This is a genomic window from Falsiroseomonas sp., from assembly GCF_041690465.1.
GTDB lineage: Bacteria > Pseudomonadota > Alphaproteobacteria > Acetobacterales > Acetobacteraceae > Falsiroseomonas.
Window position 1 is genome coordinate 13400 of the sequence record NZ_JAWLHG010000026.1, and the last position, 11664, is coordinate 25063.

The following is an 11664-nucleotide window of genomic DNA, read 5'->3' on the forward strand; positions in this document are numbered from 1 at the left end:
TTCGCGTCATGCCGGCACGGCGGGGCCGCTGGCGCGGCTGCGCTCGACGTCGTGGAGGAGGCCGCCCCGGCGCGTGTAGACGCCCCAGGTCACGGCGATGCAGATCAGGTAGAAGACGAAGAAGCCCCAGAGCGCCGCGACCGGGCTGCCCGTCATCGCGATGGCGGTGCCGTAGCTCTTGGGGATGAAGAAGGCGCCATAGGCCGCGACCGCCGAGGTGAAGCCGATGATCGCGGCCCCTTCCTTCTCCGCCTGGACGCGGCGCTGCGTCGCGTCCGCGCCCGGCATCAACCGTGCCATGTCCTTCCCCATGATCGCGGGGATCATCTGGAAGGTGGAGGCGTTGCCGACGCCGCTTGCGAAGAAGAGGAACATGAAGCTCGCGAAGAAGCCCCAGAAGGCGCCGGGCTGCTCCTTGATGCCGATGAAGTGGATGACGCCGTAGACGCCCGCCGCCATCGCGATGAACACCAGCAGGCTGACACGCCCGCCGCCCCAGCGATCCGAGACCCAACCGGTCAGGGAGCGCGAGACGGCGCCGACCAGCGGCCCGAGGAAGACCAGCTGCAGCGCGTCTACCGCGGGGAACTGGGTCCGCGCCAGCAGCGGGAACCCGGCCGAGTAGCCGATGAAGGAACCGAAGGTGCCGGTGTAGAGCAGGCACATGATCCAGTTGTGCTTCCGCTGGAAGATCACCGCCTGGTCGGAGAAGGACGCCTTCATCGAGGCGATGTCGTCCATCCGGAACCAGGCGGCGAAGGCCGCGGCGGCGATGAAGGGCACCCAGATGAAGCCGGCATTCTGCAGCCAGAGCGTGGCGCCGCCCTGCGCCGACTGCGGATCCCCGCCGAGCGCGCCGAACACGCCCGCGGTGATCACGAGCGGGACCACGAACTGCACCACGCTGACCCCGAGATTGCCGAGCCCGGCATTCAGCGCCAGCGCGTTGCCCTTCTCCCGCTTCGGGAAGAAGAACGAGATGTTGGCCATCGAGGAGGCGAAGTTGCCGCCGCCGAGGCCGCAGAGCAGCGCCAGCGCCAGGAACACCCAGTAGGGCGTCGCCGGGTTCTGCACGGCGAAGCCGATGCCGACCGCGGGGATCATCAGCGACCAGGTGGACAGCGTGGTCCAGAGCCGCCCGCCGAAGACCGGCGGCATGAAGGAGTAGAAGATGCGCAGCGTCGCGCCGGAAAGCCCGGGCAGCGCGGCGAGCCAGAACAGCTGGCCGGTGTCGAAGCGGAAGCCGACCGCCGGCAGCTTCGCCACCACGACCGACCAGACCATCCACACCGCGAAGGCAAGCAGCAGGCAGGGGATGGAGACCCACAGGTTGCGCCGTGCGATCGCGCGCCCCTTCTCCTGCCAGAACACCGGATCCTCCGGTCGCCAATCCTGGATGGCGCTGCCGCGCAGCGCGCCTTCCTGCGCTGCGCCGTGGATCGGCTGCATCTCCGGCAGCGCGGGCAGCCGCTCCAGCTCCGGCGCGGCGGCTTCGCGCTCCATGCGCAGGATCGCCAGGTGCATCCACACCAGGGCCACCGCGCTGACCAGGAACAGCAGCATGAAGCAGCTCTGCCGGATGCCCGTCAGGTCGTTCAGCAGGCCGAAGACGATCGGCAGGACGAAGCCGCCAAGGCCGCCGATCAGGCCGACGATGCCGCCGACCGGGCCGACGCGGTTCGGGTAGTAGACCGGGATGTGCTTGTACACCGCCGCCTTGCCCAGGCTCATGAAGAAGCCGAGGACGAAGACGAGGATGATGAAGGGGATCACGCCGATCTCGAAGCGGAAGGCGATCGGGCCCTGGATGCCGTCCACCACGTAGCTGGTCGGCGGGTAGGAGAGGATGAAGCTGACCACCACCGAGACGCCGAGCGTCCAGTACATGATGCGCCGCGCGCCGTACTTGTCAGACAGCACGCCGCCATAGGCGCGGAAGATCGAGGCCGGCACCGAGTAGGCCGCGCCGATCATGCCGGCGGCGGTGATGCTGAAGCCGTAGGTGTCAATGATGTAGCGCGGCAGCCACAGCGCCAGCGCGACGAAGGCGCCGAAGACGAAGAAGTAGTAGAGGCTGAAGCGCCAGACCTGCACGTTCTTCAGCGGCTCGAGCAGCGCCGACATCGGCTCGGGCTTCTGGCCCGTCGCGCGTCGCTTGGCGAGGTCGGGGTCGTCCTCCGTCATGAACCAGAACGCCACCGCGGTGACGAGCAGCGCGACCGCCCAGATGATCGCGACCATCTTCCACCCGAAGGCCACCATCACCACCGGGGCGAGGAACTTGGTGACCGCGGCCCCAACATTGCCGGCCCCGAAGATGCCGAGCGCGGTGCCCTGCTTCTCCCTCGGGAACCACTTCGACACATAGGCGATGCCGACCGCGAAGGAGCCGCCGGCGATGCCGACGCCGAGGGCGGCGATCAGGAAGGTCGGGTAGTCATAGGCGAAGGTCAGCAGGAAGGTCGCCAGCGCCGCGGCCACCATCGTGCCGGCATAGACGGTGCGGCCGCCGTATTGATCCGCCCAGATGCCGAGGATCAGCCGGACCAGGCTGCCCGTCAGGATCGGCGTGCCGACGAGCAGGCCGAACTGCGTGTCGTTGAGCCCGAGGTCGCGCTTCACCTGGATGCCGATGATCGAGAAGATCGTCCAGACGGCAAAGCACACCGTGAAGGCGATTGTGGATAGCCACAACGCCCGCGATTGCGCGCCAGGGTCTGGCGCCATGGTTGTCTGAGACATGCCCTCCTCCGTCATCCTTCCGAGGCTGGCGGAGCAATGAAGGCGCGGCGCGCGAACGAGCTTGATCCGGATCAAGTCCTGCCCCCCCGCGCCGGGCAAATTCGGCTGGAGACCGACTGGAACAAGGCGCGTGTTGACGGCGGCGAGCTCTCGCGTTGATCCAGATCAAGGCGGCGGGCGATCCAGCGCTGCTAGCTGGGGCCTGTCCCGGAGATCCCCCCATGCCGCATGCCTCACGCACGCGACTCCTTCTTGAGAGCTCGCCCTTCTTCCAGGCGGCCGGCCCTGCGGCGATGGCGGAGGTGCTGCGGCCAAGCTTCACCCAGCTGCTGCCGCGCGGCGCCACACTGTTCGAACAGGATGAGGAGCCTGAATTCCTCCACATGCTGCTGGAAGGCAGCATCGGCCTGCAGGCCAGTGTCGAGGGGTCCGGCCGCACCATGGTCGAGCTGTTCGGGCCAGGGGAGCTGTTCCTGGCGCCGGCCGTGATGCTCCGGCTTCCCTACCTTGCCTCCGCGGTCGCCCTGACGGAGGTGCGCGTGCTGATGATCCCCGCGGACCTCTTCCGGGAGGGCGTGAGCCGTTCGCATGATCTGTGCAGGGCCACCTCGCAGCTGCTGGCGCGGCATTGGCGGCTGATGGTGGACCAGGTGGTGGACCTGAAGCTGCGCAGCGCAGAGGATCGCGTGGCGCGCTTCGTCGCGCGGCGGGTTTCGGAGGAAGCCGGTGCCGGCAATGCATCCATGCCGGAACCGCGGGCGGCGATCGCGGCCCGCCTGGGGATGACGCCGGAGACGCTGTCGCGCGCTCTCGCCGGGCTGGAACAGAAGGGAAAGCTGCGACGCGGCGCAGACGGTGCGACGGTGGCCGACAGGACGGCGCTGACGAGGTGACGACGCAGCCAACGCGGAGAACTCCGTTCCTGCGCTGCTCCCGCTGCTCCGGTCGTCGCCGGCTCTCGATTCCCGGTTCCCTTCGCGGGGCCCGTCGCGTTTTCGGCCTCGTTCAAGGGCTGGGCACTGGCTCCTGCGGGGTGCGGGTTCGTCGCCAATCGTGCGAGTAGCCGAGCATCTTGCAGCCTGGCTGGGCGCTGCTCGCCGCGGCACCGCCGCGGCGCGCAGCGTCGTCGCGCCGGGCGAGGATGTGCAGGCGGCTATCGCCTCCTTGGCCGCACCGGAAGGTCCCCTCTACCGCGCCGGATCCGCCACGCCGCGCAAGGGCGCCCCTGGTGGTCGCGCGGTCCAGCAATCCACGCCGCCCAGCGAGCGCGTGCAGAAGGGCGGCGGGCCCGGCGGCGGGGGTGGCGCGGCGCACCATGGCCCGTGCCGCTCCCAGCGGACGGCGGAGCAGTCCTGGCCGGTCGTCCAGCCCGCCACATGGTCCAGCGGCGTCTTGCCGGTGAAGACCAGCGAGGCGCCGCCGACCACTGCGGCCGGGCCGAGCGCAGGCTCCAGCCCGCAGCCGGCCGGCAGCAGCAGGAATAGGGCGGAAAGCAGCGTCTTGCGGCGGGCCATGGCGCGAAGCTCCACCCCGCGGGCTTAACGCACCGTGACCGCGCCTGTATGGTCCGCCCGCCAGCTCACGAGCCCGGCAGAAAGAAGGACACCACGTGCCCGACATCTTCGACGAGGTCGAGGAGGATCTCCGCGCCGAACGCACGCGCAAGCTGGCCCAGCGATGGGGCGGCGTCGCGCTCGGCGTGGCGCTGCTGGCGATCGCCGCAACCGGCGCCTGGCAGGCCTGGCGCTGGAACGAGGCCCGCCAGGCCACCGCCGCCGCGGAGACCTACCTCACCCTGCACCGCGCCGCCGAACGCGAGGGCGCAGACCTGGCCAATGCCGCCAATGGCTTCGCCGCCCTGGCGCGCGAGGCGCCCGCGGGGTACCGCACCCTGGCCCGGCTGCGCGCCGCCGCACTCAAGGCCGAGACCGGCGACCGCGCCGCCGCACTCTCCCTGTGGGAGGAGGTGGCGACCGATTCCGAGGCCGGCCCGCTCTACCGGGACCTCGCCACGCTGCTGACCGTGACGCATGCGCTGGACAGCGGCGACCCGGCGCAGCTCGCCGCCCGCCTTGGCCCGCTCACCGCCGAGGGCAACCCTTGGCGCGCCTCGGCGCGCGAGGCGCAGGCGCTGCTGGCCCTGCGCCAGGGCCAGAACGAGGAGGCGCGCCGAATCCTGGAGGCGCTGGTCGCCGACCAGGGGGCGCCGCAGGGCATCCGCGAACGCGCCCAGCGCGTCGCGGCGGGGCTGCGCTCATGACGAACCGCACCACCCGCCGCATGGCCCTGCTCGGCGCCATCGCCCTGCTGCCGGGCTGCAGCACCTATGATGCCCTGTTCGGCACAACCGAGCGCCCCCTGCCCGGCGAGCGGCGCAGCGTGCTGCGGCCGGAGCCAGTGCTCGGCCCCGATACCGGCACCGATGCCGCCAATGTCGCGCTGCCGCCGGCGCAGCCGCTGGCCGAGTGGCCGATGGTGGGCGGGCCGCCGAGCCACGCGCCTGGCCATGTCGCGCTCGCCGAGCAGCCTGCGGTCGCCTGGCGCGCCTCGGTCGGCAGCGGCTCGGCCTATCGCCAGCGGATCACCGCCGGCCCGGTGATCGCCGGTGGCGTGGTCTATGCGGTGGATGCCTGGGGCACGGTGAGCGCCCATGCCCTGGCCGATGGCCGCCAGCGCTGGCGCACCGAGACCACGCCCGAGGATGAGAGCGCAGTCGGCCTCGGCGGCGGCGCCGCGGTGGTCGGCGAGACGGTGTTCGTCGCCACCGGCGCGGCGGAGGTGCTGGCGCTGAACGCCGCCGATGGCGCCATTGCCTGGCGGGTGCGGCTGCCCGCCCCGGCGCGCGGCGCGCCCACCGTCGCCGAGGGGCGGATCTTCGTGCCGACCACGGAGAACCAGCTGATCGCCCTCTCCGCGGAGGATGGAAGGCGGCTCTGGACGCATCGCGGCGGGCCGCAGACCACGCTGCCGCTCGGACTGCCGGCGCCGGCGGTGGAGGGCGGGGCGGTGGTGGCCGGCTTCGGCTCCGGCGAGCTCGTCGCGCTGCGCACCAGCGATGGCAGGCTGCTCTGGGCGGAGAGCCTGGGGGGGGTGGGCAGCGTCAGCCTGGCCGATATCGTCGGCATCACCGGCCTGCCGGTGATCGACAATGGGCGGGTTTTCGCGGTTGGCCTGGGCAACACCACCATCGCGGTGGACCTGCGCAGCGGCCGCCGGCTGTGGGAACGCAGCCTGGGCGGCGGCGCCGGCGTCGCCTCGGCGGGCGAGTGGGTCTTCGCCGTCACCGGCGGCGGCGAGGCGCTGGCCATCGGCCGCGAGGATGGGCGGATCCGCTGGGTCACGGAGCTCGATGCCACCCCGGATGGTGGCCGTCGCGGCGAGCCGGCGCGCTTCGGCAAGCCGCTGGCGGCCGGTGGCCGCATCCTGGTGCCGTCCTCACGCGGGGAGTTGCTGATGCTCGACCCGGCGGGGGGCGAGATCGTCGGCAGGATTTCGCTCGGCTCCGGCGTCACCCTGCCGATGGCGACCGCCGAGGGCACGCTGGTCGCCCTTGCCGACGACGGCACGCTTATCGCGTTACGCTGATCCTTTCCGCCGTCTTCCGCCTGCGGAAGACGGCCGAGACGAGGGTCTGGGAACACATGCAACGAATCGCCATCCTCGGCCGTCCGAACGTCGGCAAGTCCACGCTGTTCAACCGGCTGGTCGGCCGCAAGCTTGCCATCGTGGACGACACCCCCGGCGTCACCCGCGACCGCAAGGAAGCGGAGGCGATCATCGGCGGCGTGAACGTGCTGCTGGCGGACACCGCCGGGCTGGAAGAGGCGCCGCCCGACACCATCCCCGGCCGCATGCGCGCGAGCAGCGAGGCGGCGCTGCGGCAATCGGACCTGGTGCTGTTCGTGGTGGATGCCCGCACCGGCCTCACCCCGCCCGACCGCGCCTTCGCCAATTGGCTGCGGCGCTCCGGGCTGCCGGTGATCCTGGTCGCCAACAAGGCCGAGGGACGGCTCGGCCCGCAGATGGCGCTGGAAGCCTATGAGCTCGGCCTCGGCGATCCGGTGCCGCTCAGCGCCGAGCACGGCGAGGGCATCGGCACGCTGCATGACGAGGTGCGCGACCGCCTGACCGACACCGGCCGCGCCCCCCGCGACGCGGCCGACCGGCCGCTCCGCCTCGCCATCGTCGGCCGGCCGAATGCCGGCAAGTCCACGCTGGTGAACACGCTGCTCGGCGAGGAGCGGATGATCACCGGCCCCGAGCCGGGCCTGACGCGCGACGCCGTGGCGCTGGAGTTCCGCGACGAGGAAGGCCCGGTGCGCCTGGTGGACACCGCGGGGATGCGCAAGAAGGCGCGCATCGAGCAGAAGCTGGAGCAGATGTCCGTCGCTGCCACCCTCGCCGCGCTGAAGGAGGCGGAGGTGGTGGTGCTGGTGGTGGACGCGCTGCTCGGCATGGACGAGCAGGATCTGCGCATCGCCCGCCTGGCCGAGCGCGAGGGCCGCGCCGTGGTGATCGCGCTGAACAAGTGGGATGCGGTGGAGGACCGCGCCGCCACCCGGCGGGGGATCGAGGATGTGCTGACCGCGAGCCTCGCGCAATCCAAGGGCGTCTTCGTGGTGCCGCTCTCGGCGGCCACCGGCAAGGGTGTCGAGAAGCTGATGCCGACGGTGCGCGAGGTCTATGCGCTGTGGAACCGCCGCGTGCCGACCGGCGAGCTGAACCGCTGGTTCGAGGCGATCAAGGAACGCCATCAGCCGCCGCTGGTGGACGGCAAGCGCATCAAGCTGCGCTACGCGACGATGCCCAAGGCGCGCCCGCCGACCATCGTGGTGTTCGGCACCCGCGCGGACCAGCTGCCGGAGGATTACCGGCGCTACCTCGTGAATTCGTTCCGCGAGGTCTTTGGCATGCCCGGGGTGCCGATCCGGCTGAACCTGCGCGGCACGGACAACCCCTATGCCGAGGATGGCCCGCCGGGCTGAAGCGGCGGCAGATCGAGGCGGATGATCTCCGCCTCCGAATCCACGGCGGGGTAGCGCGCGCGCACGAGCGGGTCGTGGCCGGGGATGACCAGGCTCTCGTCGCCGCCGGCGAGTTGCCGCGCCCGGCGCCAACCCTGGATCGTGGCGCCGACATCGAAGATGATGGAGAACGGATTCCCCCGTTCTACATTCGCGTAGAAATGCGCGGCGTCCACGGCCAGCACCAGCGGACCGCGGGCCGTGATCACGCGCACCATCTGCATCCCATCCGAATGGCCGCCGACATGGTGCACGGTGATGCCGGGCGCGATCTCGCCCTCGCCGTCATGGAAGCAGACGCGGTCGGCATAGACGGCGCGCACCAGCTTCACCACGTCCTCGACCTCGAAGGTGGCGCGCAGGCAGGCGGCGCACATGTGCCGGCCGGTGGCGAAGGACACCTCGCGGTCCTGGATGTGGAACGTTGCATTGGGGAAGGCGCTGAGATTGCCGGCATGGTCGTAATGCAGGTGGCTGATGATGACGTCGCGGATCGCCTCGGCGGAGCTGCCCACCGAGCGGAGGCAATCCTGCACCGTGCGCAGCAGCGGGCGGTTGCGGCGCGCCGCGGTCTCGGGATCGAAGCCGGTATCCACCAGGATCTCGCGGCCCTCCGCGTTGCGCAGCAGCCAGACGAAGTAGTCGATCGGCATGGCATCATGCGCATCCGCGACCGGCATCAGGAAATTGGCCTGGGCGGGACGCTCGTGGCGCCCGTAGCGCAGCGCGAAGACCTGCCACATCGTGCTCATCCCTTCCGCGCGACCTGGTGAGAGGAGAGTTCGTCCGCCGCCAGCGCCTCCGAGAAGCGGGCCGCGGCGGTGTGGTCCTGGCCCGGGCCGAGCAGCGATGCGGCCGCCGCCCAGAGCTCCCGCGTCTGCGCGGCGAGCGGCGCGGGTGTCGCCGTCTCGCGGCCTACCTGCAGCGCGATGGAGAGGTCCTTCACCATCAGGTCGAGCCCGAACCCGGAATCGAAGCCACGCGACAGCACGAACTGCTTCAGCTTCTTCTGCGTCGAGTTGTTCATGCCGGTGGAGGCGTTCAGCACGTCAACCATCACCGCGGGATCCAGCCCGAAGCGGCTGCCGATCAGCAGCGCCTCCACGCTCACCAGGAAGCCGGCTGCGCTGACCAGGTTGTTCAGCGCCTTCATCGCCTGGCCGGCGCCGATATCGCCGCAGCGGGTGATGCTGGTGCCCATCGCCCCGAGCAGCGGGGCCACGCGTGCCAGTGCCGCCTCGTCGCCGCCGGTCATGATGGCGAGCTGCCCGGTCTCCGCCCGCGACACGCCGCCGGAGACCGGCGCATCAACCATCGCGATGCCGTGCGCCGCCAGCGCTTCAGCCATGCCGCGCGTGGCGGAGGGCTCGCCGGAGGACATCTCCACCACCACCGCGCCGCGCGCCAGCACGGGGCGGATGGCGGCGACGACCTCGGCAACCTCGCGGCTCGTGGGCAGCATGGTGATGACGGCGTCGGCACCTTCGGCCGCCGCGGCGGCATCGCGCGCGGCAATGCCGCCATGCTGCGCCGCGAACGCCTCCGCACGGCCGGGCACCGCATCCTGCACCGTCACGGTGAAGCCGGCGCCGAGGCAGCGCAGCGCCATCGGCCACCCCATGCGCCCGATGCCGATGAAGCCGACGCGGTTCATGCCGTTTCTCCCACTGGTCGAAGCGCGAAGCTGCGCCGGGGCCTGGCAGGGGTCAACGGGCGAGGCCGAAGCGGCTAGGCTGACCGCGAACACGGGTGGAGGCGGCAGGCATGTTCAAGGGATTCGTCGAGGAACGACGCGCCGGCGACGGGGCGGAACTCCGGCTGCGCCGCGGCGGCGAGGGCCCGCCGCTGCTGCTGCTGCACGGCAACCCGCAGACGCATGTGATGTGGCACAAGGTCGCGCCGGTGCTCGCGCAGCGCTTCACCGTGGTCTGCCCGGACCTGCGCGGCTACGGCTTCTCCGCGAAGCCGCCGGTCTCGGCGGATCATGCGACGTATTCCAAGCGCGCGATGGCGGCGGACATGCTGGCGTTGATGCGCGGGCTTGGCTTCGCACGGTTCCAGGTGGTCTCGCATGACCGCGGCGCGCGGGTGGCGCACCGGCTGGCGCTGGACGCGCCGCAGGCGGTCGCGCGGCTCTGCACGATGGACATCGTGCCGACGCTGCACCATTTCGAATCCGCCGACATGGATTTCGCGATGGGCTACTATCACTGGTTTTTCCTCGCCCAGCCGCATCCCAAGCCGGAGCGGATGATCCTGCGCGATGTCGAGGACTGGTTCGACATCCAGACCTCGCGCGAGCCGAAGGACCGCGGCTTCTTCCACCCCGAGGCGCGCGCCGACTACCTCGCCGCGCTGCACCTGGCAGGCACGGTGGAGGCGATCTGCGAGGATTACCGCGCCGCCGCCACCATCGACCTCGCGCATGACCGCGCCAGTCGCGCAGCGGGCCAGCGCATAGCCTGCCCGCTGCTGGCGCTGTGGGGCGCGAAGGGCAAGGTCGGCGCCTGGTACCAGCCGCTGGAGGTGTGGCGCCGCTACGTCGCCGGCCCCGTCGCCGGTGCAGCGGTGAACTCCGGCCACTACCTGCCGGAGGAAGCGCCAGAGGAGGTGCTGGCGGCGCTCGACGGCTTCCTGGACCCGACCGGCGGATAGCCTGCGATCGCCCTGAGTGTGGACGCCGCGGGCGGGCACGCCAGGGCGTGAATCGCCGGCTCGAAAGGGCGAGACCCGAGTTGCCCGGGCCCGGTCCGGGCAACTCGGGTCTGGCTCAGGGAAAGTCGAGCGTCAGGATCGAGACGTCGTCGTCGAAGGGCGCGCCGGCAGCAAGCGCCTGCGCGATGCGCAACAGCCGCTCCGGCTCGGGCAGGCCGGGCACCGGCGGCGCCTCCAGCGCGCGCAGGAAATCGGGCAGCGCGTTCTGCACGCCGGCCGGCGTCATCGTCTCGAAGGCGCCATCGCTGAACAGGTGCAACCGCGCACGGGGCGGCAGCACCTCGGTGCCCACCTGCGCGACGCGCCCGGGAAAGCCTGCGCCGACCGGCGGGTTCCGCGTGCCCACGGGCCGCAACGGGCTGCCGGGCACCGCGAGATAGGCCGGGTGATGCCCGCCCGCGACATGCGAGAGCCGGCGTGTTGCCGGCTCGTACACGCCGTACCACAGCGTGAAGAACAGCCCGCCATGCCGGTCCATCTCGAAGGCCGCATCCAGCGCGCCGAGCACGGCGGCGCAATCGCCGGGATCGGCGCCGGGCGGCCCGCCCTCCCGCAGCATCGTCATCACCGAGGCGGCGAGCAGCGCCGAGCCAACGCCGTGCCCTGCCACATCCAGCAGCCAGACGGCGAAGCGGCCATCCGCCAGCGTGCGATAGCCGAAGCCGTCACCGCCAACCGCCACCGAGGGCACGAAGCGCCAGTCCACCCGCACCGGTCCCTCCGGCACCACCCGCGGCAGCAGCGCCTGCACGTAGCGGGCGGCACGTTCGAGGTCGCGCTCGATCTCCGCCGCGCGCTCCAGCGTGCGCCGCGGGCCGCGCAGATAGGCGAGCGTGAAGGGGCCGATCACGATGCGCGCCCCCTCCCCCAGAACCGTGGGCTGGGCGATCCGCTGCCCGTCCACCAGCGTGCCGTTGGTGGAGCCGAGATCGGTCACCACCGCGCGGCCCTCCTGCAGCACCACGCTGCAATGGCCGCGCGACACCTCCGGCGAGGGCAGCACCAGATCGTTGCCCTCCACCCTTCCGATGCGCAGCGGCAGCGCGCCCAGGAGGACGCGTCGCGGCGGCGAGGTGGTATCGTTCTCCAGCTGCAGCACGTGCAGCACGGGTTCTTCGGCCGGCTGGGCGGCCGTGCCGGGGCGGCGGATGCTGGTGCGCTCGGTATCGTCCAACGCCCACTC

General features: G+C 71.4%; 10 protein-coding genes. 5 read left to right on the top strand and 5 right to left on the bottom strand.

Going from position 1 to position 11664, the window contains the following annotated elements:
* Window positions 1-6: 6 nt before the first annotated feature.
* Complete coding sequence (locus ACESM1_RS20785; protein ID WP_372623122.1) at window positions 7-2742, bottom strand: nitrate/nitrite transporter; 2736 nt, start codon at window positions 2740-2742, stop codon at window positions 7-9.
* A gap of 221 nt (window positions 2743-2963) precedes the next feature.
* On the opposite strand from ACESM1_RS20785, the gene ACESM1_RS20790 reads away from it, so the two are divergent.
* Window positions 2964-3635 (top strand): cyclic nucleotide-binding domain-containing protein, encoded by a 672-nt coding sequence (locus tag ACESM1_RS20790; protein ID WP_372623123.1) that lies wholly within the window; start codon window positions 2964-2966, stop codon window positions 3633-3635.
* A gap of 294 nt (window positions 3636-3929) precedes the next feature.
* Here the strand turns inward: ACESM1_RS20790 and ACESM1_RS20795 are convergent, their stop codons facing one another.
* Window positions 3930-4256 (bottom strand): hypothetical protein, encoded by a 327-nt coding sequence (locus ACESM1_RS20795; protein ID WP_372623124.1) that lies wholly within the window; start codon window positions 4254-4256, stop codon window positions 3930-3932.
* Window positions 4257-4351: 95 nt separating this feature from the next.
* Between ACESM1_RS20795 and ACESM1_RS20800 the strand changes: the two genes are divergently transcribed.
* Genes ACESM1_RS20800 through der form a run of 3 tightly spaced genes read left to right on the top strand, consistent with a single transcriptional unit; the run spans window position 4352 to window position 7727 of the window.
* Entirely contained in the window at window positions 4352-5002 is a 651-nt protein-coding gene (locus ACESM1_RS20800; protein ID WP_372623125.1) for a tetratricopeptide repeat protein, read from the top strand.
* Window positions 4999-6327, top strand: coding sequence for a PQQ-binding-like beta-propeller repeat protein (locus ACESM1_RS20805; RefSeq protein WP_372623126.1), 1329 nt, complete (start codon window positions 4999-5001; stop codon window positions 6325-6327). Before ACESM1_RS20800 ends, ACESM1_RS20805 begins: the two co-directional genes overlap by 4 nt.
* A gap of 56 nt (window positions 6328-6383) precedes the next feature.
* On the top strand, window positions 6384-7727 hold the full coding sequence (der, locus tag ACESM1_RS20810; RefSeq protein ID WP_372623127.1) for a ribosome biogenesis GTPase Der: 1344 nt from the start codon (window positions 6384-6386) through the stop codon (window positions 7725-7727).
* On the opposite strand, the gene ACESM1_RS20815 is transcribed toward der, so the two are convergent.
* Together ACESM1_RS20815 and ACESM1_RS20820 are read right to left on the bottom strand one after the other, a co-directional pair.
* Window positions 7700-8518: an N-acyl homoserine lactonase family protein gene (locus ACESM1_RS20815; RefSeq protein ID WP_372623128.1), complete on the bottom strand. Its 819-nt coding sequence runs from the start codon at window positions 8516-8518 to the stop codon at window positions 7700-7702. The two genes, der and ACESM1_RS20815, sit on opposite strands and share 28 nt — an antisense overlap.
* Window positions 8515-9420, bottom strand: a complete 906-nt coding sequence (locus tag ACESM1_RS20820; RefSeq protein WP_372623129.1) for an NAD(P)-dependent oxidoreductase — start codon at window positions 9418-9420, stop codon at window positions 8515-8517. The genes ACESM1_RS20815 and ACESM1_RS20820 overlap by 4 nt, the downstream gene beginning before the upstream one ends.
* Window positions 9421-9530: 110 nt before the next feature.
* On the opposite strand from ACESM1_RS20820, the gene ACESM1_RS20825 reads away from it, so the two are divergent.
* Complete coding sequence (locus tag ACESM1_RS20825; protein WP_372623130.1) at window positions 9531-10421, top strand: alpha/beta fold hydrolase; 891 nt, start codon at window positions 9531-9533, stop codon at window positions 10419-10421.
* Window positions 10422-10536: 115 nt separating this feature from the next.
* Here ACESM1_RS20825 and ACESM1_RS20830 read toward each other — a convergent pair whose 3' ends face one another.
* Window positions 10537-11655: a PP2C family protein-serine/threonine phosphatase gene (locus tag ACESM1_RS20830; RefSeq protein WP_372623131.1), complete on the bottom strand. Its 1119-nt coding sequence runs from the start codon at window positions 11653-11655 to the stop codon at window positions 10537-10539.
* Window positions 11656-11664: the final 9 nt, after the last annotated feature.